The 24,410-nt window shown below is 72.7% G+C and carries 25 protein-coding genes; 14 read left to right on the forward strand and 11 right to left on the reverse strand.

Annotated elements, in window-relative coordinates:
• Window positions 1–131 precede the first annotated feature (131 nt).
• The 5 genes from AB0M30_RS06570 (at window position 132) to AB0M30_RS06590 (ending at window position 4,078) form a co-directional block, all read left to right on the forward strand.
• Window positions 132–1,046, forward strand: coding sequence for an alpha/beta hydrolase (locus AB0M30_RS06570; RefSeq protein ID WP_364580750.1), 915 nt, complete (start codon window positions 132–134; stop codon window positions 1,044–1,046).
• Window positions 1,047–1,150: 104 nt separating this feature from the next.
• On the forward strand, window positions 1,151–2,080 hold the full coding sequence (locus AB0M30_RS06575; RefSeq protein WP_364580752.1) for an alpha/beta fold hydrolase: 930 nt from the start codon (window positions 1,151–1,153) through the stop codon (window positions 2,078–2,080).
• Between the two features lie 68 nt (window positions 2,081–2,148).
• Window positions 2,149–2,574: a hypothetical protein gene (locus tag AB0M30_RS06580; RefSeq protein WP_103344176.1), complete on the forward strand. Its 426-nt coding sequence runs from the start codon at window positions 2,149–2,151 to the stop codon at window positions 2,572–2,574.
• A 133-nt stretch (window positions 2,575–2,707) separates the two neighbouring features.
• Window positions 2,708–3,523 (forward strand): DUF1206 domain-containing protein, encoded by an 816-nt coding sequence (locus tag AB0M30_RS06585; protein WP_364580754.1) that lies wholly within the window; start codon window positions 2,708–2,710, stop codon window positions 3,521–3,523.
• Window positions 3,524–3,637: 114 nt separating this feature from the next.
• Window positions 3,638–4,078, forward strand: coding sequence for a DoxX family protein (locus AB0M30_RS06590; protein ID WP_103344178.1), 441 nt, complete (start codon window positions 3,638–3,640; stop codon window positions 4,076–4,078).
• Window positions 4,079–4,162: 84 nt separating this feature from the next.
• Here the strand turns inward: AB0M30_RS06590 and AB0M30_RS06595 are convergent, their stop codons facing one another.
• Window positions 4,163–4,867, reverse strand: coding sequence for a TIGR03089 family protein (locus AB0M30_RS06595; RefSeq protein WP_364580757.1), 705 nt, complete (start codon window positions 4,865–4,867; stop codon window positions 4,163–4,165).
• Between the two features lie 108 nt (window positions 4,868–4,975).
• On the opposite strand from AB0M30_RS06595, the gene AB0M30_RS06600 reads away from it, so the two are divergent.
• Window positions 4,976–5,812: an NAD(P)H-binding protein gene (locus tag AB0M30_RS06600; RefSeq protein WP_364580759.1), complete on the forward strand. Its 837-nt coding sequence runs from the start codon at window positions 4,976–4,978 to the stop codon at window positions 5,810–5,812.
• On the opposite strand, the gene AB0M30_RS06605 is transcribed toward AB0M30_RS06600, so the two are convergent.
• Both AB0M30_RS06605 and AB0M30_RS06610 read right to left on the reverse strand, forming a co-directional pair.
• Window positions 5,805–7,133 carry an LCP family protein gene (locus AB0M30_RS06605; protein ID WP_364580761.1) on the reverse strand — a complete coding sequence of 443 codons (1,329 nt, stop codon included), beginning with the start codon at window positions 7,131–7,133 and terminating at the stop codon, window positions 5,805–5,807. The genes AB0M30_RS06600 and AB0M30_RS06605 overlap by 8 nt on opposite strands.
• 37 nt (window positions 7,134–7,170) lie before the next feature.
• The gene (locus AB0M30_RS06610; protein ID WP_364580763.1) at window positions 7,171–8,709 is read right to left on the reverse strand and encodes an LCP family protein; all 1,539 of its coding nucleotides are present in this window, start codon (window positions 8,707–8,709) and stop codon (window positions 7,171–7,173) included.
• Between the two features lie 139 nt (window positions 8,710–8,848).
• Between AB0M30_RS06610 and rfbB the strand changes: the two genes are divergently transcribed.
• Together rfbB and rfbD are read left to right on the forward strand one after the other, a co-directional pair.
• Window positions 8,849–9,838 carry a dTDP-glucose 4,6-dehydratase gene (gene rfbB / locus AB0M30_RS06615; RefSeq protein WP_364581235.1) on the forward strand — a complete coding sequence of 330 codons (990 nt, stop codon included), beginning with the start codon at window positions 8,849–8,851 and terminating at the stop codon, window positions 9,836–9,838.
• A 4-nt stretch (window positions 9,839–9,842) separates the two neighbouring features.
• Window positions 9,843–10,739 (forward strand): dTDP-4-dehydrorhamnose reductase, encoded by an 897-nt coding sequence (gene rfbD / locus AB0M30_RS06620; protein ID WP_364580766.1) that lies wholly within the window; start codon window positions 9,843–9,845, stop codon window positions 10,737–10,739.
• Here the strand turns inward: rfbD and AB0M30_RS06625 are convergent.
• On the reverse strand, window positions 10,718–11,242 hold the full coding sequence (locus AB0M30_RS06625; RefSeq protein WP_364580769.1) for a helix-turn-helix domain-containing protein: 525 nt from the start codon (window positions 11,240–11,242) through the stop codon (window positions 10,718–10,720). The two genes, rfbD and AB0M30_RS06625, sit on opposite strands and share 22 nt — an antisense overlap.
• Window positions 11,243–11,287: 45 nt before the next feature.
• Between AB0M30_RS06625 and AB0M30_RS06630 the strand changes: the two genes are divergently transcribed.
• A complete protein-coding gene (locus AB0M30_RS06630; RefSeq protein WP_364580772.1) occupies window positions 11,288–12,034 on the forward strand; it encodes an ABC transporter ATP-binding protein in 747 nt (248 codons plus the stop codon).
• Here the strand turns inward: AB0M30_RS06630 and AB0M30_RS06635 are convergent.
• From AB0M30_RS06635 to AB0M30_RS06645, 3 genes are read right to left on the reverse strand one after another with little or no spacing between them, the layout of a single operon-like run.
• Entirely contained in the window at window positions 12,020–13,105 is a 1,086-nt protein-coding gene (locus tag AB0M30_RS06635) for a glycosyltransferase family 1 protein (protein WP_364580775.1), read from the reverse strand. The two genes, AB0M30_RS06630 and AB0M30_RS06635, sit on opposite strands and share 15 nt — an antisense overlap.
• Window positions 13,098–15,617: a glycosyltransferase gene (locus AB0M30_RS06640; protein ID WP_364580777.1), complete on the reverse strand. Its 2,520-nt coding sequence runs from the start codon at window positions 15,615–15,617 to the stop codon at window positions 13,098–13,100. The genes AB0M30_RS06635 and AB0M30_RS06640 overlap by 8 nt, the downstream gene beginning before the upstream one ends.
• Before the next feature lie 33 nt (window positions 15,618–15,650).
• Window positions 15,651–16,586 carry a glycosyltransferase family 2 protein gene (locus tag AB0M30_RS06645; RefSeq protein ID WP_364580778.1) on the reverse strand — a complete coding sequence of 312 codons (936 nt, stop codon included), beginning with the start codon at window positions 16,584–16,586 and terminating at the stop codon, window positions 15,651–15,653.
• 9 nt (window positions 16,587–16,595) lie between these two features.
• Here AB0M30_RS06645 and AB0M30_RS06650 point away from each other — a divergent pair, with 9 nt between their 5' ends.
• The 3 genes from AB0M30_RS06650 (at window position 16,596) to AB0M30_RS06660 (ending at window position 19,987) form a co-directional block, all read left to right on the forward strand.
• Complete coding sequence (locus AB0M30_RS06650) at window positions 16,596–17,672, forward strand: glycosyltransferase family 1 protein (RefSeq protein ID WP_364580779.1); 1,077 nt, start codon at window positions 16,596–16,598, stop codon at window positions 17,670–17,672.
• An 84-nt stretch (window positions 17,673–17,756) separates the two neighbouring features.
• Window positions 17,757–18,887 (forward strand): glycosyltransferase family 1 protein, encoded by a 1,131-nt coding sequence (locus AB0M30_RS06655; RefSeq protein WP_364581238.1) that lies wholly within the window; start codon window positions 17,757–17,759, stop codon window positions 18,885–18,887.
• A gap of 239 nt (window positions 18,888–19,126) precedes the next feature.
• Complete coding sequence (locus tag AB0M30_RS06660; protein WP_364580782.1) at window positions 19,127–19,987, forward strand: glycosyltransferase family 2 protein; 861 nt, start codon at window positions 19,127–19,129, stop codon at window positions 19,985–19,987.
• Here AB0M30_RS06660 and AB0M30_RS06665 read toward each other — a convergent pair.
• Window positions 19,984–20,466, reverse strand: a complete 483-nt coding sequence (locus tag AB0M30_RS06665) for a hypothetical protein (RefSeq protein ID WP_364580784.1) — start codon at window positions 20,464–20,466, stop codon at window positions 19,984–19,986. The genes AB0M30_RS06660 and AB0M30_RS06665 overlap by 4 nt on opposite strands.
• A gap of 141 nt (window positions 20,467–20,607) precedes the next feature.
• Here AB0M30_RS06665 and AB0M30_RS06670 point away from each other — a divergent pair, with 141 nt between their 5' ends.
• A complete protein-coding gene (locus AB0M30_RS06670; protein ID WP_013222926.1) occupies window positions 20,608–21,696 on the forward strand; it encodes an NDP-sugar synthase in 1,089 nt (362 codons plus the stop codon).
• 4 nt (window positions 21,697–21,700) lie between these two features.
• Window positions 21,701–22,597, forward strand: coding sequence for a DNA-3-methyladenine glycosylase 2 family protein (locus AB0M30_RS06675; protein WP_364580786.1), 897 nt, complete (start codon window positions 21,701–21,703; stop codon window positions 22,595–22,597).
• Between the two features lie 596 nt (window positions 22,598–23,193).
• On the opposite strand, the gene AB0M30_RS06680 is transcribed toward AB0M30_RS06675, so the two are convergent.
• From AB0M30_RS06680 to AB0M30_RS06690, 3 genes are read right to left on the reverse strand one after another with little or no spacing between them, the layout of a single operon-like run.
• Window positions 23,194–23,493, reverse strand: coding sequence for a hypothetical protein (locus AB0M30_RS06680; protein ID WP_364580788.1), 300 nt, complete (start codon window positions 23,491–23,493; stop codon window positions 23,194–23,196).
• Window positions 23,493–23,858 (reverse strand): GntR family transcriptional regulator, encoded by a 366-nt coding sequence (locus AB0M30_RS06685; protein WP_364580791.1) that lies wholly within the window; start codon window positions 23,856–23,858, stop codon window positions 23,493–23,495. The genes AB0M30_RS06680 and AB0M30_RS06685 overlap by 1 nt, the downstream gene beginning before the upstream one ends.
• Window positions 23,855–24,406: a hypothetical protein gene (locus AB0M30_RS06690; RefSeq protein ID WP_364580794.1), complete on the reverse strand. Its 552-nt coding sequence runs from the start codon at window positions 24,404–24,406 to the stop codon at window positions 23,855–23,857. The genes AB0M30_RS06685 and AB0M30_RS06690 overlap by 4 nt, the downstream gene beginning before the upstream one ends.
• Between the last annotated feature and the right edge of the window lie 4 nt (window positions 24,407–24,410).

Genomic DNA, 24,410 nt, shown 5'->3' on the forward strand with positions numbered 1-24,410 from the left:
GTCACCGGCGCCGGTGCGGGGCGCGTGAAGGGGGGCAAGTTCTTTCCCAGGCAGAAACCTGGCTCTCCCGCCCGGGCCGAATCCGCCGGAATGTGGTGGAGCACCAGCAGCACCGTCTCGAGGAGAGCCCCATGGCCACCACCACCGTCCGGTTCGACAGCGCCGGCATCCCGCTCGCCGCCCACCTCCACACCCCGGACACCCCCGCCTCCGGGCCGCGGCCGGCGCTGGTCGTCGGGCACCCCGGCACCGGCGTCAAGGAGCAGACCGCCGGGACCTACGCCCGGCTGATGGCCGAACGCGGCTTCGTCACCCTCGCCTTCGACGCCGCCTACCAGGGCGAGTCCGGCGGCCTGCCCCGCGGGCTGGAAGACCCCGCCCAGCGCGTGGAGGACTTCAAGGCCGCCGTCTCCTTCCTCACCACCCGCGAGGAGGTCGACGCCGATCGCGTCGGCCTGCTCGGCATCTGTGCCTCCGGTGGCTATTCGCTCGCGGCCACCGGCGGCGACCACCGCGTCAAGGCCGTTGCCACCGTCTCCGGGGTCGACGTGGCCCGGCAGTTCCGCTACGGCGCCGACGGGACCCAGGACCCGGCCGTCTTCCAGGGGTTGCTCGGGCTCGCCGCCCAGGCCCGGACCGCCGCCGCGCGCGGGGAGGACCCCGGGGTGCTGACCATGTTCCCCGAGACCGCCGCGGAGGCCGGTGCGCTCGGCGGCCAGCACGGCGTCGAGGGCTTCGAGTACTACTGCACCCCGCGGGGCGAGCACGACCGCTCCGCGAAGTTCCTCGCCTGGCCCAGCGTCGACAAGCTGGCCTCGTTCGACGCCTTCCACGCCGTCCCGCTCATCGCGCCGCGCCCGCTGCTCCAGATCATCGGCACCCGCGCCATCACGTCCTGGATGGCCGTCGAGGTCCACCAGCGCGCCGCCGGCCCCAAGGAGCTCCACTGGATCGAGGGCGCCAGCCACGTCGACCTCTACGACAAGAAGGAATTCATCGACCCCGCCGTCGAGAAGCTCGCCGCCTACTTCGGCGCGGCGCTCTGACTGCCGAAGGAAATTCACTCACCAGGGGGAGGTTCGGGCAGGCTACTCGCGCGTTAAACGTGCGGTGACGCGGATCACCATCGGTTCACAGAGAGGTGAAGCGGATGGGCGCAACGACGCGCAGGTGGCTCACGGCGGCCGCCGCCATGGTGGCGGCACTCGCATTGGGGGCGGGGTCCGCTCAGGCGGCGGAAGCGGAACCGACCGGGCCCGTGCAGCCGAACATCCTCACGGCGGCGCTGTACTCGCTCGGCGCGCCCAGCATTGCGCCACCGGGGGCGAACGACTGGAACTGCCGGCCGAGTGAGCGGCACCCCAACCCCGTTCTCCTCTCAAACGGGACCACCGCCAACGCCTACGAGAACTGGGCCAACCTCTCGAAGAAGCTCGCCGACGCCGGGTACTGCGTCTTCGCCGGGAACTTCGGCGGGGCGCCCGGGAGCTTCCTGCAGACCGTCGGGCCGATCGCCGACACCGCGAAAGCGCTTGCCGCCTTCGGGGACAAGATCCTGGCGCGGACCGGCGCGAGCAAGCTCGACGTCGTCGGGCACTCGCAGGGCGGGATGAACGTCCGGTACTGGATCAAGTACCTCGGGGGCGCGGACAAGATCAGCCGGCTCGTCGGGCTGTCGCCGTCCAACCACGGGACCGATCTCTTCGGGCTGCTGAGCACCCTCGAGCTGATCCCCGGTGTCCCGGCCGCGCTCGGGACGGTCTGCCAGTCCTGCAACGAGCAGGCCGTCGGCTCGGACTTCCTCACCGACCTCAACGCCGGCGGGGAAACCGTGCCCGGCATCCAGTACACCGTCATCCAGACCCGCTACGACGACGTCGTGACGCCGTACGCCAGCGCCTTTCTCAAGGCCGCTTCCAACGTGAAGAACATCCTGCTCCAGAACGTCTGCGGGCTCGACTTCACCGACCACCTCGGCATCACCTACGACCCCGTCGCCCAGGGACTGGTGCTCAACGCGCTCGATCCGGCGCACGCGAAGACGCCGCCCTGCGTGTTCGTGCCGCCCGTCATCGGCTGAGTTTCGCCACATGAGACATAACCCACCGCCGGGGCGGATTTCCGCTCCGGCGGTGTCACTCTCGAAGCATGTATTGGCCGGTTCCGGCGTCCTGGACGCCCCACGACGAAGCCGAGCTGGTCGCCGGCTGGCGGCTGTGGCTCGAGCTGTCCGATCGCGCCTGGCCGACCGCGGCCTGGGACGGGACCCCGGCCGGCGCCGTCCGCCAGCTGCGTGACCTGCTCGCCGCGTGCGACGAGATCGAGACCGCCTACCGGGCGGCCGCCGATGCGCCGTCGCCGGGGTTCCTCAGCCTGACGCAGGGGCTCGCCGTCACGGCGGGCTCGGCCATCTCGCTGTGGTTCGACGACTTCGACCAGCTCGACGGCGAGCGCGCGACGCTGCTGCACGAAGACCTCGCCCGGTTCGCCGAGCAGGCGGAACAGGTGCTGACGCTGCTCGCGGTCAACGGCGGCTGGGCCGGCCTCGACGAGGTGCGGCGCCGCCCCGCCTGACGTCGCGGCGGAGTCCACATGCGACGGCCCGTAGTCGGGCGGTCGCGGATCCGGCCCCGCTCGTCCCAACGCCGCAACGACGTTGCCCCACTCGGCCCAGCCGATCATGAAGCTGACTGGGTACCCAGAAGGCATGAACCGGACAGAGGCCACCGCCGAACGCGGCGAGAAGAGCAACACCGCACAACTGCTCGGCCGCGCCGGCATGGCGTGCTACGGCGTTGTGCACCTCGTCATCGCCTACCTCGCGCTGCAGGTCGCCTTCGGTGACAGCGAGCAGGCGGACCAGAAGGGCGCCCTGCAGCAGATCGGCTCCACGGCGTTCGGCCAGATTCTGCTCTGGATCGTCGCCGTCGGCCTGATCCTGTTCGGGCTCTGGCAGTTCCTGATGGCCGCCACCGGGTACGACTGGGTCAGCGGCGGCAAGCGGACACGCAAGCGGATCGGCGCGGCCGCGCGCGGCGTCGTCGTGATCCTGCTCGGCGTCACCGCCATCCGCATCGCCACCGGTAGCGGGGGCGGCGGGTCCAGCAACGAGAAGCAGCAGGAGTTCACGGCCAAGCTGCTCCAGCTGCCGGCCGGGCCGGCGCTGGTCGTGATCGCCGCCGCGTGCGTGCTCGGCGTCGCCATCGCCGCGGGCGTCAAAGGTGTGAAGAAGAAGTTCCTCGAGGACCTGAACACGACGGAGCTGCCGGGGAAGACCAAGCGCTGGATCGGCTGGATCGGTACCACCGGCTACCTCGCCAAGGGCGTCGTCCTGGCCATCGTCGCGATCCTGCTGGCCATCGCCGGGTTCACGGCCGACCCGAACAAGGCCGGCGGCCTGGACGCCGCACTCAAGACGCTCTCCGCCCAGCCCTTCGGCACCGTGCTGCTGATCGTCGTGGCGCTCGGCCTCGCCGCGTTCGGCGTGTACTGCTTCGGTGCGGCCAGGGCGCACAAGCGCTGAGACGGTGCCTGTCGGTTTCCTGTCGATCACCGTCCGGAGCTTCGGGTTCGGGTGCCCAGTGCCCTACTTTGGGTCGGGTCAGTTGAATATTCACCTACCCGGGAGCTGAAACCGATGTTCGGACGATTCAAGGACGTGGCCCTGTTGCTGGGGAGGATCGGCGTCGCGGTCGTCTTCCTCGCACACGGGCTCCAGAAGTGGAACAACGGCATCGACGGCACGGCGAAGTTCTTCGAGATGTCGGGCATCCCGCTGCCCACGGCCGCCGCGATCTTCGCGATGACCGTCGAGATCCTCGGCTCGGTCGCCTTCATCGTGGGCTTCCTGCTGCCGCTCGTCGGCATCGGCTACGTCGTCATCTCGGTCGGCGCGCTGCTGTCGGTGCACATCGACAACGGCCTGACCGGCCAGGGCGGCTACGAGCTGGTCCTGGTGCTGGCGCTCGCCGGGCTCGCGCTCGGCTTCAACGGTGGCCGGCTCTCGCTCGACCACCTGCTGTGGGGCCGCAAGCGCGCCCGCCGCGACGCCGAGGTCGGCGAACTGCAGAACGCCTGAGTCCCCAGTCTGCCGCGGCTGGTCGTGAGTGGTAAGGCGGGTTAGAACCCGCCTTACCACTCACGACGGCTGCGGCAGACTGCGTTACGCGGGGAGGTCCGCCGTGGTGCGTTCGGCGTCACGGCGGGCGGCGAGTTTCGCCGGGTCCGCGTTGCTGATGTGGACCAGGTGGGCGCCCGCGGCCAGGGGGACGAGCAGGCCGTCGAGGATGCCCTCCGGGCCGCTCCAGTCCCGGGTCGACAGCACCCGGTCGGCCGCGGTGAGGCCGAGTTTCGCCGCACGGGCCCTGGCTTCGGCCAGCACCTCGTCCACAGTGGACTCGAACAGCGCGGCGGTGGTGCCCGGGATCGGGAAGAGCGGGCGGTACTGGTCGCCCGCCAGCCGGGACTCGGTCAGGTAGTCGAACGCGCCGCCGCCCGGCGGCTCGGCGAGGCCGCGGCCCATCGGGTCCAGCGTCACGACGGCGGTGGCCGCCGCGCCGGTCGGTTCCGGGTCGTCCGGCCCGACGAACGCCACCCGCGCGCCGGCGCCCTCGGACACGACGCGCGCCCCGCACCACCACGCCCCGAGCAGCACGCCGACGGTCTGCCAGTGCGCCGGGAGCTGCACCGCCACGGCGTCGCCCGGCTCGACGTCGAACTCCTCGGTCAGCCAGTTGGCCGTCTTCGCCGCCCAGTTGGCGGTGGTCGCCACGGACAATTCGACGCGGCTGCCCAGCTGGTCGTCGTAGTGGGTGATCAACGGTTGGGCGGCCGGCAGCGGGCGCAGCAGCTCGTCGGTCAGGCTCATGGGGACAAGGCTAAAGCGCGGACCGCGCGCGGCGCCGGTTGACACCGGATGATCGACCTCAGTACGTTTGCTTTGAAAGCAAACCTATCTCGGAAGCTGGGGAGCACCATGACCATTCTCGTCACCGGGGCCACCGGACACATCGGGCACGCGGTGGTCGACGCACTCGTCGCCGCAGGTCAGGACGTCCGCGCGTCGAGCCGGGACGCCGCGAAGCTCGACGTGCCGGACGGCGTCGCGAAGGTGAGCGCGGACCTGGAGGACGCCTCGACGCTGCAGCCCGCGCTCGACGGCGTCTCCGCGGCCTTCCTGTACACGCGGCCGCAGGGCATCGAAGGGTTCGTGAAGGCGGCCGAAGCGGCCGGCGTCCGGCACGTCGTGCTGCTGTCGTCGGCCGCGACGCTCGAACCGGATGCCGCGCAGAGCCGGATCGCCGGGCTGCACCGCGCGGTCGAGCAGGCCCTGGCCGCGGGGGCGTTCGCTTCCACGGCGTTGAACCCGGGCGCCTTCGCGACGAACACGCTGGGCTGGCGCACGGACATCGCGGAGGGCGTGGTCCGCACGGCGTACCCGGACTCGCGGACGGGGGCGATCCACGAGCGGGACATCGCCGACGTCGCGGCCCGGATCCTGATCGACGGCTCACACGACGGGAAGTCGCTCGCGCTGACCGGCCCGGAGCCGATCTCGTTCCGCGAGCAGGCCGCGGTGCTCGCGGACGTCCTCGGCCGGCCGCTGCCGGTCGAAGAACTGACCAAGGACCAGGCGGTCGAGCGCATGCTGGCGCTGGGCTGGCCGGCGGACGTGCCGGTGTCGGTCCTCGGGGCCTGGGAGCGGACGACCCGGGAGCCGTCGCTGGTGACGGACGTGGTGCGCGAGGTGACCGGCCACGCGCCGCGGACGTTCCGGCAGTGGGCGGAGGACCACCGCGCCGACTTCAGTTGACGCAGGGAACTCCGGGCGAGTCCCGGAGCAGCGGCGCCGCGGCGGGGGCGGCGCCGCTGCCCGCGCCGCCGCCGGTCGTGGCGGTGGGGGCGGCCGCCGAGTCGCCCGAGCTCCCGCCGACCGGGGGCTGCCCGGGTGCCTGGGCCGCGGCCGGGGCCGGGCGGCCCGCCAGGCCGGCCACGAACCCGCGGACCGCCGTCAGGTCGATCTGCACGATGCTCTGCCCGTCTTGGCTCCGGCCGTTCGCCGTGATCACCGGGATCGTCGCGAACGTCAGCTCACCCGAGGCGATCCCCCTGGCCTGCTGCGCGAACTGCAGCAGGTCGAGGCCCGGGTCCAGGGTCAGCGAGCGGTGCACCGCGTCCATCAGGTCGTTCAGCGTGCCCGGGCTGGTCAGGGTGCCCGCCGAAAGCAGCTGGTGCAGGGCCGAGGACAGGAACGCCTGCTGCCGCACGATCCGGTCCAGGTCGCCGCGCGGCAGGTTCTTCCGCTGCCGGACGAACGACAGCGCCTCGCCGCCCGAGACCGTCTGCTGGCCGCGGCGGAAGTTCGCGCCCGAATCCTTGTCCTCGGTCGCGTGGTTCAAGCACACCTTGACGCCGCCGAGCGCCTCGGTCAGCAGGTAGAAGCCCAGCAGGTTGATTTCCGCGTAGTGGTCGATCCGCACCTGCGTCAGGTCCTGCACCGCCTGCACCAGCACCCGGCGGCCCTCGGTGTCGGAGTCGCGCTCGATCTTCGCCTGGTCGCGCTCGCCCTGCCCGCGCAAGGCCTGCGCGAAGTGCGCCTTCGCGATGCCGTACGCCGAGTTGATCTTCGCCTCGCCGCGGCCCGGGATGGCCGTCCACGTGTCGCGCGGGATCGAGACCGCCGACGGCTTGCCGCCGTTCTTCGGCACCCGCAGCAGGATCATCGTGTCCGTGTTCACCGCGCCGTCGTTGGCCTCGGTGCGCAGCTGCCGGAGCACCCGCGCCGGCAGCGCGTTGCCCTGGGCGTCCGTGCGCGCGTCGCTGCCGACGAGCAGGATGTCCTCCGCGCCGTCGTCCGCGGGCGGCGGCGCGGGCTCGCCGGCCCGCGGGGTGAGCGCGTCGGTCGTCGGGACCGTGCTCTGCAGCTGGTCCTTGGTGACGTAGACGTAGCCGCTGGCGCCGAGCGCGAGCAGCGACACCAGGCCGACCGCGACCCGGCGGCTGACGCGGCCCACGCGACGCATCCTCGACGGCGGCGCACCGGGAACCGGCCGCGGAACCGGCGACGGCTTCCACTCGTCGCTTTCCGTCACCGAAACGGCCGTCGCCTCCGGTTTTTCCTGCTCGTCTGCCACGCCGGCCTACCTCCCCCGAACACCCTGCGTACCCAGTCTAGTTGACGCAGGGAACGTCGCCCGCCGTGATCGGCGGCGCGGCGGGGGTGGACGCCGGCGGCGCGGTGGCCGTCGGCTTGGCCGCCGTCGACGTCGGCGCGCCACCCGGGCCGGCGGCCGAGTTCCGGAGGTCCTTGCCCAGCAGCACGCGCACGTGCCCGGCCGGGACGTCCCGGTCCGGCTCGGCCTGCGCCGCGGTGCCCAGCGCCTGCTTGACCAGGCCCAGCGCGGTGTCGTCGGCCGGGTTGTACCGGACGACCGTGGTGTTGCGGACGCCCAGCCGCTGGTCGGCGGCGAGCGTGAAGCCCTTGCTCTGCAGCATCGCGTGCGTCTGGCCGGCCAGCGACGGCGCGCCCGAGCCGTCGAACAGTTCGACCGTGACGGCGTTCGCGCCGGGCAGCTGCGCCGGCGTCTCGCCCGCCGGAGTGCTGCCGTCCGACGTCAGCCGCGCCACCTCCGCCGCCACCTGGGCCGGGTCGACACGCAGCACGTCGGCGCCGCCGATGGTCGCGTTGCCCAGGGTGGGAATGGTGTGGAACTCGATGTTGCCGCCGGTCAGGCCGCGCATCTGCGCGGCGAACTCGGTCAGGTCCCAGCCCTGCGACAGCACGACGGACTTCTTCACCGCCGACACCAGGTCGGCGATCTTCACCGGGCTGGTCAGCACGTCGGTCGAGAGCACCTTGCGGGCCAGGCCGGAGAGGAACGCCTGCTGGCGGGCGATCCGGTCGAGGTCGTAGTTGGGCAGGCCGTAGCGCTGGCGGACGAAGGCGAGCGCCTGCACGCCTTCGATCGTCTGGCGGCCGCCCGGCAGGTCGACGCCGGACTTCGTTTCCTTGACCGGCCCCTTGAGGCAGACCTCGACGCCGCCGATCGACTTGGTGATCTCGTAGAAGCTCGCCAGGTTGACCTCGGCGTAGCGGTCGATCATGCCCGGCTTGCCGATGAACTTCTCGAGCGTGGCGATGAGGTTCTTCCGCCCGGCGACCTTCGCCTGCTTGTCGGCTTCTTTGAGGTCGGTCATGCCCTGGCGCTGCAACGCCCGGTAAGTGTCCGTGTACGCGTAGACGAACGCGCTGTTGAGCTTGTGCTTGCCGAAGCCGCCGGCCAGTTCCACCCACGAGTCGCGGGGGAACGAAACCGCGATCGCGTGCTTCCCGTTCTGGGGAATGTGCACGAGGATCATGGTGTCGGTGTTCAGTTCGCCGTCGGAGACGCCGGCGTGCAGCATGTCCAGCACCTCGCGCGGCAGCGGGTTGCCCTGCGCGTCGGTGCGGCTGTCCTGCCCGACCAGGAGGATGTCGACCGCGCCGTCGAGCGGCTTCGCGTGCGCCTCGGTGTCGGCGAAGACGTTCGTGGTGGTCAGGCCGGTGTTGGGATCGCCGATGTACTGCCAGCCGTACCAGGTCAGGGCCAGAACGGCCACCGACAGCAGGGAAAGCACGGCCTTGCCGCCGCGGCGGGCGACGAGGGCGGCACCACGGCCGGTGTGCTGCCCCCGGCGCGCCGGGATGGTCGGCGCAGCCTGCTCGGTCACGCGCTTCCTCCCCTGTGACCCCGTGCTTCCCCCAGGACACCAGTGTGCCTCCATTCAAGACTCTACTGAGGCTGTTGTAGGACCTCCGTAGGCTGGGGGGCGGATGACCCCGTCCGGGGGTGCGAGGAAAGGCGTGGAGATGCGGGTCCTGGTCACCGGTGGTGCCGGCTTCATCGGGTCGCACTACGTCCGGCAGGTGCTGACCGGCGCCTACCCGGCGTTGCGCGACGCCGAGGTGGTGGTGCTGGACAAACTCACCTACGCGGGCAACGAGGCCAACCTGGCCCCGGTCGCCGCCGACCCGCGGCTGCGGTTCGTCCGCGGCGACATCTGCGACAACGCGCTCGTCACCGAGGTGATGACGGGCGTGGACCTCGTCGTCCACTTCGCGGCGGAGTCCCATGTGGACCGCTCGATCCTCGGGTCGGCCGACTTCGTGCTCACGAACGTGCTCGGCACGCAGAACCTGCTGCAGGCGGCCGTGGAAGCCGGCGTCGGCAAGTTCGTGCACGTGTCCACCGACGAGGTGTACGGCTCGATCGAGCACGGTTCGTGGACCGAAGACCACCTGCTGGAGCCGAATTCGCCGTATTCGGCGTCGAAGGCGTCGTCCGACCTGGTGGCGCGGTCGTTCTTCCGCACCCACGGGCTGCCGGTGTGCATCACCCGGTGTTCCAACAACTACGGTCCGTACCAGTTCCCGGAAAAGGTCATCCCGCTGTTCGTCACCAGCCTGCTCGACGGGGGGAAGGTGCCGCTCTACGGCGACGGGCTCAACGTCCGCGACTGGCTGCACGTGGACGACCACTGCCACGGCATCCAGCTGGTCGCCGACGGCGGGCGGCCGGGCGAGATCTACAACATCGGCGGCGGCACCGAGCTGACCAACCGTTCGCTGACCGAGAAGCTGCTGGAGGCGGTCGGCGCGAGCTGGGACAGCGTCGAGCCGGTCGAGGACCGCAAGGGGCACGATCGCCGGTATTCGGTGGACATCACCAAGATCCACGAGGAGCTGGGGTACGCTCCGCGCGTCTCTTTCGAGGACGGCCTGGCCGAGACAGTGGCCTGGTACCGGGACAATCGTGCGTGGTGGGAGCCGCTGGCCGCGCGGGCCGCGCTGAAGAAGTAAAGGAATGTCTGTGCCGCTGACGGTACTCGTGCCCGGGGGTTCCGGGCAGCTCGGCCGGGATCTCGCCGCGCTGGCGTCCCCTTCGGTGGACGTCGTGGCCCCCGGTTCCGCCGAACTGGACGTGACGGCGACGGGCCAGGTGCTGGCCGCGGTCGGGGCGCTGGCCGAGCGGGCCCGGGAAGCGGGCTCGGCGCCGGTGGTGATCAACGCGGCGGCGTACACGGCGGTCGACGCGGCGGAGACCGACGAGGAGCGCGCGTTCGCGGTGAACGCGGACGGGCCGCGCGTGCTGGCGGCGGCGTGTGCGTCCCGGCGGGTGCCGCTGATCCACGTGTCGACCGACTACGTCTTTTCGGGTGACGCATCCCAGCCGTACGAGCCTTCCGACGAGCTGGGGCCGCGCAGTGCGTACGGCCGCACGAAGGCGGCGGGTGAGGACGCGGTACTCGGGTCCGGGGCGGCGTCGTGGGTGGTGCGCACCGGGTGGCTCTACGGGCATGCCGGCTCGAACTTCGTGAAGACCATGGCACGGCTGGAATCTTCGCGGGACACGTTGTCCGTTGTGGACGATCAGATCGGCGGTCCCACGTGGACGGCCGACCTGGCCGCGGGACTTCTCGAGCTGGCTTCGCGGGTGGCCGCCGGTGACGGGCCCGAAGCGCGGATCCTGCACTGCACGAACGCGGGTGCGGTGAGCTGGTGCGGGTTCGCGCAGGCGATCTTCAAGCACTTGGGTGCGGACCCCGCGCGGGTCCGGCCGTGCACGTCGGCGGAGTACCCGCAGGCGGCGGCCCGGCCGGCTTACTCGGTGCTGTCCCCGTCCTCCTGGAAGGAAGCCTGGCTGACGCCGCTGCGGTCGTGGGAAGAGGCGCTGGCCGCCTACTTCGCGAGCGCCAAGTAGGCCAGCGTCATCTCGGCCGTTTCGGCGGCCCAGGTGGTCCAGTCCAGGTCGTCGGGCCAGTAGCGGCACGTGGCCGCGCGGTGCACGCAGGCGCCGATGACGGTCCGCGCGGCGGTCCGGACGGCCTGGCCGTCTCCCGCGGCCTCGACGAAAGCCTGCTGGATGCCGGCGAGGGCCTGGAGGCCGCGTTCGCGGCCGTCGGCGCGCTGGCCGTCGAGGAGTTCGGAGAAGATCCGGTCGTGGGCGGCGAAGGTGCCCGCCAACGCCCGGGTGAACGCGCCGACGACCGCGCGCAACCCGGGCGCCGAGTCGCGGAGTGCTTCGTCGACGCTCGCCTCCAGGCGGCTGAGCAGCTGATCCTTCACGGCGAACAGGAGCTGGTCCTTGCCGGCGAAGCGGCGGTAGATCGCCCCCACCGACAACCCCGCCTGCTCGGCGACCGCGCCGATCGTGAACTCCTCGTGGCCGCGTCGGCCGAGCACGTGCTCGGCCGCGGCCAGCACCTTCTCCAGGGACGCCCGGCTGCGCGCCTGCTGTGGGGTGGCAGCATGGTGAGCATCGAGGTGCGGAACGCCTACGTCGACTTCCCGATCTTCGACGCCAAGACCCGGTCGATGAAGAAACGGGTGCTCGGCAAGGTCGGCGGGAAAATCGGCGGACCAGCCAAAACGCCGATCATCGAAGCCCTGCAGGACATCACGCTGTCCTTGGCCGACGGCGACCGCGTCGGGCTGGTCGGGCACAACGGCGCCGGCAAGTCCACGTTGCTGCGGCTGCTGGCCGGCATCTACGAGCCGACGCGGGGCCGCACCCGGGTCGCCGGGCGGATCGCGCCGGTGTTCGACCTCGGCGTCGGGCTGGACCCCGAGGTCTCCGGCCGCGAAAACATCCTGATCCGCGGCTTGTTCCTCGGCATGAACCGCGCGCAGATGGAGAAGCGCATCGACGACATCGCCGAGTTCACCGAACTCGGCGACTACCTCCACCTGCCCCTGCGCACCTACTCGGCGGGCATGCGCGTCCGGCTCGCGCTCGGCGTCGTCACCACGATCGATCCCGAAATCCTCATCCTCGACGAAGGTCTCGGCGCCATCGACGCGGCCTTCCTCGCCAAGGCCCGCGAACGACTGGTCGACCTCGCCTGCCGGTCCGGGATCCTCGTCTTCGCCTCGCACTCCGATGAACTGCTCGGCGAACTCTGCACCGACGCCCTGTGGATGGACGAAGGCCGGATCCGCCGGAGCGGCTCGCTCGGCGACGTCCTCGCTGCCTACAAAGGGTCAGTGCCGGCCTGAGGCCAGCCGGTACGCGCCGACCGTCAGCTCCGCGCACGTGCGCCACGTGAAGTTCGCGGCGTGCGCTCGCCTCGACGCCGACGTCGCCACCGCGTGCGGGTCCGTCACCGCCGTCCGCAACGCCGCCGCCAAGCCGTCCACGTCGCCGTAGGGGACCAGGCTCGCGCACTCGCCCGCGACCTCGCGCAACGCCGGGATGTCCGTGCAGACCACCGGGACGTCCGAGGCCATCGCCTCCAGCACCGGCAGCCCGAACCCCTCGTCGCGCGACGGCAGCACCAGGGCCGAAGCGCCGGCCACCACCGTGCGCAGGTCCACATCGGACAGATAGCCGGTCTGGCACCTCCGGGGACCGCGCGGGAACGGGCCCGGGCCCGCGAACACGAGGTCCGGCAGGTCCGGCGCCGAGTCGTGCGCCCGGGTCAGCCAGTCCAGGCCCTTCCGGGGCCCCGCGGCCCCGGCGAACAGCAGATACCGCGCCGGCAGGCCCAGGCGGGCCCGGCGCTCGTCGTCCGGGGGGCGGGCGGTGAACCACGCCGGGTTCACGCCCAGCGGCGTCACCACGATCTTGTCGCGGGAGACGTCGAGGCGCTCCGCCACCGCGTCCGCCACCGCCGCCGTCGGGGTGCAGATGACGTTCGCGCGGCGGGCGCCGCGGCGGACCAGGACCGGGAGGTCCTTGTCGCTCGGGGCGAGCTCCTCCGGGTTGTCCAGGAAGGCCAGGTCGTGGATCGTCACCACGCCGGCCGCGCGGAAGCGGCCCGGCAGCACGAAGTTCGTGCCGTGCACCACGTCCGTCGGACCGGCGAACACCTCCACCGGCGGGAAGTCCGAACGCAGCCACGCCATCCGCAGCAGCCGCGCCGCCACCGGCATCCCGCGGGCGCGGGCGCCGTACGGGAGCACGTGCCGCAGTCGCCGCCAGCCGCGCAGCGTGAACGCCACCGCGCGCGTGTCGACCTCCGGGATCGACACCAGCTCTTCGATCAGCGCGGACGTGTACCGGCCGATCCCGGTGCGCGCGCCGAGCAGCGGGGTGCCGTCGAGGAGGACGCTCAGTGACCTAGCCACGGCGGAGCCGTTGCTTCGCGACCTTCAGCGCCCGGCCGCCCACGCGCCGCACCAGCTCGCGCGGCCCGCCCGCGTCGAGGTACTCGCGGATCAGGTCCACGTCCCGCCGCAGCACGGCCCGGCCGCGGACCGGCGGGGTCGTCACCAGGTCCGCCGAGCCGGGCAGCCGGTCGGCCGCCGGCCGCGGGTCGCGGCAGAACTCCACCAGCGGCTTCAGCACCTCGGGCCACGCGAACCGCTGCGCGACGACGGCGAGCCGCTCGACGCAGCCCGCGGCGAACTCCTCGTCGTACAACGCCTTTTCGAGCGCGTCGGCCAAGGCGGCGTCGTCTTCGGCCGGGACGACGACGCCGAGCCGTTCCGCCCGGATCAGGTCGGCGAACGCGTCGCCGTCGGTGGTGACGATCGGCAGCCCCGCCCACAGGTAGTCCAGGACGCGGGTGCGGAACGCGAACGTCGTCTCGACGTGCTCGTAGTGCGTGGTGACGCCGCAGTTCGCGTCGAGCAGCCAGTTCTGGCGCTCGTGGTAGGGCACCCACTGCTCGTTGAAGTAGACGTGCTTGCCGGTCAGCCCCAGCGAATCCGCGAGCCGGATCGTCCGGGTGCCGATGTCCATCTCGGCGACTTCGGGGTTCGGGTGCTTCATCCCGAGGAACACCAGCCGGACGTCGCCGCGGCGACGCCGCAGCTTCTCGATCGCGCGGACCAGGGTCAGCGGGTCGAACCAGCTGTACACCCCGCCCGCCCACAGCACGACGTGGTCGGTGCCGCCGATGCCCAGCGAGGAGCGCAGGCCCGGCCCGGTGCGCACCGGCGGCTCCGGCGACAGGCCGAAGGGGACGACCGCGAGCAGCGACTGCGTCGTCGGGTCGGCGTCGTAGAGACGCGGCGAAAGCCGGCCGGTCGCGGCGAGGTGTCCCAGCCAGAAGTGCCGCTGCCGCTCGGAGGCGCAGAGGAAGAAATCACCGCGCTCGATCTGGGCGTCGAGGACGCGGGTGACCCCGGCGAGGTCGGCCGCGCGCTGGTCGTCCGCCACCCCCTTGCCCTGCTCCAGCAGCTCCAGGTGCATCGGGTCGTACAGGTCGGCGACGACGATCTTGCCGCGGTGCTGTTTCTTCAGCGACGGCGCCAGCTCCAGCACGTGCCCCTGCAGGACGATCACGTCGGCCCAGGCGATCGGCGCGTCCAGCTCGCGGTGCTTGCCCGCGCTCACCCGGAACGGTGCCGGGGGCGGCGTCGCGAGGGGATTGGTGGTGACGAGGTGGACGTCGTGTTCGGCGGCGAGCGCGAGGGCGATGTTCCAGGCGCGGATCGCCGGGCCCGCCATCCGCTCGGTGAGCGCGTCGCCGGTGATCACCAGGATCTTCCGGCGCTGCCCGAACGCCTTCTCGATGCCGAACGCCTCGACGAGGATGTCGTGCGCGGCCAGGTAGCGCGGGAGCGGGTACGCGGGCTCCAAAGCCTTGCGCAGCAAGGGAAGCAGGTCGGCGTCGGTGCGGACGCGGGCGGCCTGCTCGGCCGCGCGGGACGCCGCCAGCGACGGCAGCTGCTCGACGAACTGGTCGATGGCCAGCAGCCCGGCGAGCGTGGTGCGGGGGATGGCGACGTCGCCGGACTCGATCGGGCCTGAAGGAGCACCGCCGCGTTCGAGGTCGAGCTGGGTCGCGTCCAGCTCGCCGCGGGCGGTGGCCCGGCGCACGGCCAGGGCGAGCGCCGCGGGCAGCGCGCGGGCCAGGGTCTCGTCGGAGAGGTTCTTGTACAGCGCGGCCAGGGCGTTGCGCTCCAGCAGGAACGTCTCGCGGCCGGTCTCGGGTGCGTCGACCGCCGCCATCGTCCCGTGGTGGCGGTGGAACGCCTGCGACGCCGGGACGTACCGGACGCGCCAGCCGCGCAGGTTGAGCCGCCAGCCGAGGTCGACGTCCTCGTAGAACATGAAGAACCGCTCGTCGAAGCCGCCGAGCTCGGCGAACACGCTCGCCCGGACGAACAGCGCGGAGCCGGTGCCGAACAGGACGTCCTTCGCGACCTCGTGCTCGGCGGCCGGGACGTCTTCCAGGGGCGAACCGGCGTGGCGCTTGTAGCCCATGCCGAACCAGGTCAGGCCGCCGTCGACGAAGTCGGTGCCGGTGCCGTCCCAGTCGAGGACCTTGCTGGCCACCGCGGCGACGCGGGGCTGGGCGCGCAGCTCGGCGACGGCGGCGGAGACCCAGCCGGGCGCGGGGCGGGCGTCGTTGTTGAGGAAGCCGAGGACCGTGCCTTTCGCGTGCTTAGCACCGAGGTTGCAGCCGCCGGCGAAACCGGTGTTGCGACCGGCCTCGACGACCTGGGCCTGGGGTACGGCGTCGCGGATGCGGGCGGCTTCGGCTTCGTCGGCCGAGTTGTCGACGCAGATCAGCTCGAGCTCGGCGTAGTCGTGCTCGGCGAGCGCGCGCAGGCAGGTGATCGTGTCGTCGGCGCCGTGGTAGTTCACCACGATCACCGAGACGAGCGGTTGCGGATCCCCCTGCGCCAAAGCCAGCTCCTCGTCGTCGATCCTGGCGCAAGCTTAAAGGCCTGCCCATGCCTCCCAGACCGCGCCTCGGCCGAGCGCCGCGCGGCGGGTGATCTTGCGCCGTGCCCGCAACGCCGCAGGTAGCCGCAAGACCACCTCGGCGAGGACCCGGCAGCGCAGGCCGAAGCGGAAGTTCGGCGCCGTCGGCCGCCCGGAGCGCAGCGGCAGCACCGCTGTCAACACGGCGAACCGGAGCAGCTGGTTCACCGCGACGGCGCGGGGTGCGCAGCGCAGCAGCATGAGCAGCCGGTTGCGCTCGTTCCAGCGGTGGAACAGCGGTGAGCCCAGCTCGCTGCTGACGCCGTGGGCGTGCCGGACGCGGGCGTCCGGCGCCGCGACGACGTCCCACCCGGCCAGCCGCAGCCGCCACGCCGTGTCGGTGTCCTCGTAATAACAGAAGAATCCGGCCGGGACGCCGTGCACGCTCTTCAGCGCGCCGGTGCGCAGCAGCGCCGCACCGCCGCAGAAGCCGAACACCTCGCCGGTGGGCTCGGTGACGTCGGCGCCGTGGCCGTCGGCGGTCAACCGGACGCCGGCGGACTGCGTGCTGCCGTCGGGGCGCACGAGCCGGGACGTCGCCGCGGCGGCCAGCGGCGCCTTGTCGAGGGTGTCCTCCAGCGTCGCGAGCCAGTCCGGCGCCGGTTCGGCGTCGTCGTTCAGCCACGCCATGAGTGGCGTTCCGACCTTCCCGGCGGCGACGGCGAGGGCGCCCGCGTAGCCGGTGTTGCGCGGGAGGCGGAGCACTTCCGGGCGCGACGGATGGGCCGCGAGCAGGGCGGCGGTGCCGTCGGCGGAGGCGTTGTCGACCACGAGCGTCCGATGTGGACGCGTCTGCGCGGAGAGCGCGTCCAGGCAGGCCGTGATGTGCCCGGCACCCCGCCAGGTCACGACTACCACCGTGGTGGCGGGATTCGCGGTCACGTCCCGCACAATAGCCGCGTGCCCGAACTGGTCGTGCTCGCCGAGCAGCTCCTCGCGCCCGTGCCCGGTGGCACCGGGCGCTACACGGCCGAGCTGCTCCCCGCGCTCGCGAAGACCGCGCCGCCGGGCTGGACGGTGTCCAGCGTGGTCGCGCGGCACGCCGAGGTCGGCGCGGCCCGCGTGGCCGGCGTCGAGGGCCCGCGCGTGCTGCGGATCCCGCCGCGGGCGCTGGTCGCCGCGTGGCAGGCGGGCCTGCGCTGGTGGCCGGGCGGCGACGCGGTGCACGCGCCGACGCCGTTCGCGCCGCCGCGCGCCCCGGCCGGGAAGACGCTGAGCGTGACCGTGCACGACACCGTGCCGTGGACCCACCCCGAGACGCTCACCGCGCGCGGGGTGAGCTGGCACCGGTCGATGATCGCGCGGGCCGCGCGGCGGGCGTCCGGGCTGGTGGTGCCGACGCGGGCGGTCGCGGACGAGCTCGCGGTGCTCATCGACGTCGACGTCCCGGTGCGCGTGGTGCCGCACGGCGTGCGCGTGCTTTCCGGCTCGGCCGAACTGGACCTCCCGGCGCGGTACGTGCTGGCCGTCGGCACGATCGAGCCGCGCAAGGGCATCGACGTGCTGGTCGACGCGGTCGCGGCGCTGGAGGGCACGGTGCTCGTGCTGGCCGGCCAGCCGGGCTGGGGCGGCATCGACCCGGTGGCGCTGGCGGCCGAGCGCGGCCTGCCCGCCGACCGGCTGCGGATGCTGGGGAAGGTGACCGACGCCGAGCTGGCGACCGTGCTGCGCCGGGCCGACGTGCTGGCCGTGCCGAGCCTCGCCGAGGGGTTCGGGCTGGGGCTGCTGGAGGCGATGGCGGCGGGAGTCCCGGTGGTGCACACCGACGTCCCGGCGCTGGCCGAGGTGGCCGGCGGGGCCGGGGTCATGGTGCCCCGCGGGGACGCCGCGGCGCTGGCTTCCGCGCTGCGCGAAGTGCTCGGTTCGCCGGCGAGGGCGGCGGAGCTGACCCGGGCCGGGCGGGAGCGGGCGAGGGCGTTCACCTGGCGTCGCGCGGCCGAAGCCGTCTGGGCGATCCACCGGCGGCCCCACGACTGAGCCGCTCACCAGCCCGGTTTGCCAGTTCCCCACCATGGCGTGGAGGCGCCGCCGTACCCTGCAGGGGTGAGCGACGATCCCCGGGTGCTGATCGACGCGACCGCGGTTCCCGCGGACCGCGGCGGTGTCGGGCGGTACGTGGATTCGCTCGTCGCCGCCCTCGACGCGGACGGGGCGCGGATCACCGTCGTCTGCCAGCCCCGCGATCTGCAGCTCTACGACCAGCTGGCACCGCGCTCGCGCGTCGTCCCCGCGTCGCCGGCCACGAGCACCCGCACGGCCCGCCTGACCTGGGAACAAGCGACCCTGCCGCGGCTGGCGCGCCGGCTCGGCGCGGACGTCGTCCACTCGCCGCACTACACGATGCCGGTGGCGACCTCGGCCGCGTCGGTGGTCACGCTGCACGACGCGACGTTCTTCACCGACGCCGTGCTGCACTCCTCGGTGAAGGCCCGCTTCTTCCGCGCATGGACGGCGACGGCGCTTCGCCGCGCGACACTGTGCGTAGTGCCTTCGGCGGCGACGGCCTCGGAGCTGGCCAGGGTCGGCCCGGTCCGGCACGCTTTGCTGGAGGTAATTCACCACGGCGTCGACAGCGAGCGCTTCCACCCGCCGTCCCCGGCGGAGGTCGCGGCGGCGCGCGCGGCCGTCGGCCTGGGGAAGACGCCGTACGTGGCCTTCCTGGGCGCGCTGGAGCCGCGGAAGAACGTGCCCGCGCTGATCCGCGGGTTCGCGCGCGCGGTCGCCGGCCGGCCGGACGCACCGGCGCTGGTGCTGGCCGGCCAGCCGGGCTGGGACACCCAGGTCGAGCGGGCGCTGGACGCGGTCCCGCACCGGCTGCGCGTGATCCGGGCGGGCTACCTGCCGTTCGGCACGCTGGCGGGCTTCCTCGGCGGCGCGGAGCTGGTGGCGTACCCGTCGCTGGGCGAGGGGTTCGGGCTGCCGGTCCTGGAGGCGATGGCGTGCGGCGCGTGCGTCCTGACCACGCGCCGGTTGTCGCTGCCGGAAGTGGGTGGCGACGCGGTGGCGTACTGCGGGGTGGGCGCCGGCGACGTCGCGGCCGCGCTCGGTGAGCTGCTCGCGGACCCGGGCCGGCGGGCCGAGCTGGCGACGGCCGCGCAGCAGCGCGCGAAGGAGTTCTCGTGGGCCACGACCGCGGAACGCCATCGCGAGGCGTACGCGAAAGCCTGGTCCCGCCACCTCCGCACCCGCTGAACCATGCTCGAGAAGCCGACACGCGTGACTGAAGGGTCGACACGCGTGATCGAAGGGTCGACTCGCGTGATTGAGGGGTCGACTCGCGTGATTGAGGGGTCGACACGGCGACAACCGGCTCGCTCGGTGTGTCGACCTCGCAATCACGCGTGCCGGCTTTCCGATCACGCGTGCCGGCGCTTCCGTCACGGCCCCCGGGGTGGCGGGGTTGCCCTGCGTGACGAGTGGACAATGGCCGGGTGACTGAGCAATCCCGCTATGGCGACGATGTCGGCGTCGTGACCGTGACCTACTTCTCCGAGGACACCATCGAGCGGTTCCTCGACACCCTCGAGAAGGCCACCGAGCGCGAGGTCAAGGTGGTCGTCGCGGACAACGCGTCCGTCGAGGGTGCCCTCGAACGGGTCACCGCCGACCGGGCGAACGTGCAGCTGCTCACCATCGGGGAAAACGTCGGCTATGGGACCGCCGCGAACCGGGGCGTCGCCGAGCTCGACGACCGGTACGGCTGGGTCGTCGTCGTCAACCCGGACCTCGAGTGGGAGCCCGGGTCGCTCGACGCGCTCCTCGAGGTCGCCGGGCGGTGGCCGCGCGGGGGTGCCTTCGGGCCGCTGATCCACGACGTCGGCGGCACGGTCTACCCCTCGGCCCGGCTCCTGCCGTCCTTCGGGCGCGGGATCGGGCACGCCGTCTTCGCGAAGGTCTGGCCCGGCAACCCCTGGACCAAGCAGTACCGGCAGGAGAGCGGCACGCCGGTCGAGCGCACCTCGGGCTGGCTGTCCGGCTCGTGCCAGCTGATCCGCCGGGAGGCGTTCGACTCCGTCGGCGGCTTCGACACGCGCTACTTCATGTACTTCGAGGACGTCGACCTCGGCGACCGGCTGGCGAAGGCGGGCTGGCTGAACGTCTACGCGCCGACCTCGCGGGTGACGCACGAAGGCGGCCACTCGACGTCACAGGCGTCGAAGAAGATGCTCGCGGCGCACCACGCCAGCGCCTACCGGTACCTCGCCGACCGCCACCAGGGGCTCGCCTGGAAGCCGGTGCTGGCCGCCGTGAAGCTCGGCCTGGCGCTGCGGCTGAAGCTGGAAACCCGCTAGATCCCGTCGAGCCGGCGCGAAAGGTCGGACTTCCCGATGTTCTGCGTCACCGTCGGCACCAGGCCGGTGTCCTCCGGGTCGGGCTCCTTCAGCGGGCTCGTGACCTGCTCGGCCTGGGGCCGGCGGGACAGTGGCATCGAAGCGGGCATCGACGCGGGCATCGGAGTGGGCATCGGTGTCGTCGGCGACGGCGTGCTCAGCGGTGTCGTCTGCTGCGGGCGGCGGCCACCCTGGAGCTCCATCCGCCGCGTCGGCGCCGAGCCGGCCAGCGGGTGGTCGTTCTCCTCGATCAGCGACGCCGGCAGCTGCGTGGTCGTGTCGGGGTCGCGGCTGCGGTCGAGCCCGTCGATCTGCGCGCGCGGGATCTGCTGGGTGTTCGACGAGTCCATCGGTGACGTCGCGCTGTCGGGTGTCACGACGAACACACCGCGCGCCTGGGCTCGTGCGAGCAGGGCGTCCGCCCGATCGCGGGGGTCCATCCCCTCGGCCTCCCGACTGACCCGGGGCCCTCTGGGGAAAGGCCCGCCTGTTTCCTGTCTAGGGTAGGCCCTCCGGGCGACCTCCGTCAGGGTTTCCCACGGCTTGTCGCTCAGCGGTGCGTGATAAAAGAGGAGATTTCCGTGACGTCCGAGGTCCGAACCGACGCTGTCGACGCCGTCGTGCTGGTCGGGGGCAAGGGCACGCGCCTCCGGCCATTGACGCTGTCGGCGCCGAAGCCGATGCTCCCCACAGCCGGGACCCCCTACCTGAGCCACCTGTTCTCCCGCATCCGCGAAGCCGGCATCCGGCACGTCGTGCTGGGGACGAGCTACCGGGCGGAGGTCTTCGAGGAGTACTTCGGCGACGGCAAGTCCATCGGCCTCGACCTGGAGTACGTCGTCGAGGAGGAGCCGCTCGACACCGCGGGCGCGATCCGGAACGTCTACGACCGGCTGCGGGCCGACCACGTGATCGTCTTCAACGGCGACATCATCTCCGGCTCGGACCTCGGCGAGCAGCTGCGCGTCCACCGCGAATCCGAGGCCGACGTCACCCTGCACCTGCAGCGCGTGCCGGACCCCAGCCGGTTCGGGTCGGTGCCGACCGACGAGACCGGGCGCGTCCAGGCGTTCCTCGAGAAGACGCCGGACCCGCCGACCGACCAGATCAACGCCGGCTGCTACGTCTTCCGCCGTCCGGTGATCGAGGCCATCCCGACCGGGCGGCGGGTGTCGGTCGAGCGCGAGACGTTCCCGCAGCTGCTGGAGCAGGGCGCGCACATCCAGGGCTTCGTCGACGAGTCGTACTGGCTGGACGTCGGTACGCCGGAAGCGTTCGTGCGCGGCTCGGCCGACCTCGTGCGCGGCCTGGCGCCGACGTCGGCGCTGCCCGGCCGCCCCGGCGACTTCCTGGTCCTGGACGGCGCGTCGGTGGCCGAGGACGCCCAGCTGTCCGGCGGGTCGACGATCGGCGTCGCCGCGGTCGTGGGCCCGGGCGCGAAGATCGACGGCTCGGTCCTGTTCGACGGCGCGGCGGTCTCCGAGGGCGCGATCGTCGAGCGTTCGGTGCTCGGGCACGGCGCCCGCGTCGGCGCCGGCGCGGTGCTGCGCGGTGTGGTGCTGGGCGACGGCGTGTCCGTCGGGGCCGGCTGCGAGCTCCTGGACGGCGCCCGCGTCTGGCCGGACGTCGTCCTGCCCGACGGATCCGTCCGTTTTTCGAGCGACGCGTAGCCCGATGTATTGGCGTCCCGCGTTCGAGGTCGACCTGGGCCGGGTCCTGGGTCCGCTGAAGCGTGGCCGCGGGTCGCTCAACATCCTCACCGACGAGCGCGGCATCACCTGGCTCGCGTCGAACACCCCGGACGGCCCCGGAACGTTGGCGCTGCGCCGGTTGCCGGACGGCCGCATCGAGGCCGCGGCCTGGGGTGAGGCGAAGGACCGGCTCTTGAGCGGAGTGCCGGCGTTGCTGGGGGCCGACGACGACGATGCGGGGTTCGTCGCGCACCACGACGTCGTCGCACGGGCCCGCCGGGCGAACCCCGGCCTGCGGCTCGGGTCGACCGGGGTGGTGTGGGACTGGCTGGTGCTCGCCGTGCTGGAGCAGAAGGTGGCGGGCAAGGAAGCGATCCGGTCGTGGGCCGAGCTGTGCCGCCGCTTCGGCACGCGCCCACCCGGGCCGGCGCCCGAGCGGCTGCGCGTGCCCCCGACGCCGGCGGCGCTGAGGGCGCTGCCGGACTGGCACTGGCACCGCGCGGGGGTGGACATCAAGCGCCGGACGGCGTTGCTGAACGCGGCGCGCGTGGCGGGTCACCTGGAGCGGGCGGTGGAGCTGCGCGGGCTCGAGGGGCGCCACTGGCTGCGCCAGGTCCCGGGCATCGGAGTCTGGACGGCGGCGGAGATCGCCCAGCGCGCCTGGGGCGACCCGGACGCGGTGAGCTTCGGCGACTACAACATCCCGTCGATGGTGGGGAACGCGGTGCTGGGCACGAAGCTCGACGACGCGGGGATGGCGGAGGTGCTGGCCCCGTACGCACCGCAGCGGCAGCGGGCGGTGCGGTATTTGGAGGCGGCCGGGCACACGCGGCCACGGTTCGGGCCGAGGATCGAGCTGCGCGACTATCGCGCGATGTAAGCCTGGCGCTGCGGCGGTGAGCGGTGGTCGCGGGCGCGAGGTCGGTGGTGTGGCGGCGGGTTGCTGCGGCGCGGGGCGGGTTGCTGCGGGGCGGTGTGCGGCAGGCTGCTGCGGCCCGGCTGGGAGGCGGCGCGCGAGGCAGTGTGCGGAGGGTCGCTGTGGCGCGGGGCGTGGGTGCTGTGTGGCGGCGGGTTGCCACGGCCCGGCTGGGAGGCAGTGTGCGGAGGGTCGCTGTGGCGCGGGGCGGAGGCGGAACGGTGCGGCCAGAGGTTGCCGCGGGCGCGGGCGTGGGGCGGTGGGCTGCTGCGGCGCGGGGCATAGGGCGATGGGTGGCCGCGGGCCGTTGCGCCCGGGCATGGAGGCGGCGCACGAGGCAGCGTGCGGCGGGTTGCTGCGGGGCGTGCGGCGGAGCGGTGCGGCCGCGGGTTGCTGTGGCGCGGTGTGGGGCGGCGGAGGTTGCTGCGGCGCGCGGCATGGGGCGGTGTGCGGCCGCGGGGCGCTGCAAAGCGGGCCGGGGACGGTGTGCGGCCCCGGAATGCCGAAAAGGCCGCCATCGTGGCATCGCTGCCCTGATGGCGGCCCTCGAAGGCTGCGCGCTACTGCTGCGGGGGATAACCCGGCGGCGGCGGGTACGGCGGCTGCTGCCCCGGGAACCCAGGCGGCTGCTGGCCGGGATAACCCTGCTGTGGCCCGGGATACCCCGGGTAGCCCGGCGGCTGCTGTCCCGGAAAGCCTTGCTGCGGCGGGTATCCCGGCGGCGGCTGCTGCTGGTACCCCGGGTACTGCGGCGGGTACGGCGGCTGCTTCGGCTTGCTCGCATTGACGATGAGCAGCACCACCCCGGCGATGCCGGCGACCACCACCAGGATGATCAGCAGCATCAGGACGCTCACCATCAGCTCTTCCCCTCGTCGAGTGCCGCGCGGACGATCGACAGCGCCTCGGCGTCGTCGAGGCCGAGCCTACGGGTGGTCTTCGCGTACTCCGCCGCCGCCTGCTGGGCTCGGCGGCGGGTCTGGTCGCCCGCCGCCGCTACGAAGCTTCCCGCGCGGCCGCGGGTTTCGATCAGGCCCGCTTCCTCCAGCTCGCGGTACGCCCTCGCCACCGTGTTCGGGGCGATGCCCAGGTCGGCCGCGAGCTGGCGGACCGTGGGCAGCTTCGTGCCGACGGCCAGGCTCCGGTCGTTGATCCGCGTCGCGAGCCCGGTCCTGACCTGCTCGAACGGCGGGACCGGCGAACTGCTGTCGAAGGGGACGATCACCAGCTCTGCGGACCCGCTCCCGGCCCCGGCAACTGCTGCTGCGGCGGGAACGACGGCCCCTGCGGTGCGTACTGCTGCGGCGCCGGCGGATAGCCCGGCTGCTGCGGGAACCCCTGCTGCGGCGACGGTTGCGGGTGTCCCGGCGCGAAGCCCGGCTGCGCGAAACCTTGCGACGGAGGCTGCGCGAAGCCCGGCTGCGCGAAACCTTGCGACGGAGGCTGCGCGAAGCCCGGCTGCGCGAAACCTTGCGAACCCGGCTGCGCGAACCCCTGCGACGGAGGCGGAGAACCCGGTGCTGGAGAACCCGGCGGCGGAGGGAATCCCGGCTGCGCAAACCCCTGCTGCGGCGGGAAGCCCGGGTTCGGCGGGAACTGCCCGCCGTTCTTCATCGCCTCTTCGCGGCGCATCTTCGACACCCGGACGATCACCGCGATGATGAACACGATGACGCCCAGGACGATCAGCCCGAGCACGATGTACCCGAACACGCCGGTGTCACCGCCACCACCGGAGTGGTAGTGCACCCGCTCCGGGAACTGTGCAGCCATGTGG

This window comes from Amycolatopsis sp. NPDC051716, assembly GCF_040681595.1.
Lineage (GTDB): Bacteria > Actinomycetota > Actinomycetes > Mycobacteriales > Pseudonocardiaceae > Amycolatopsis.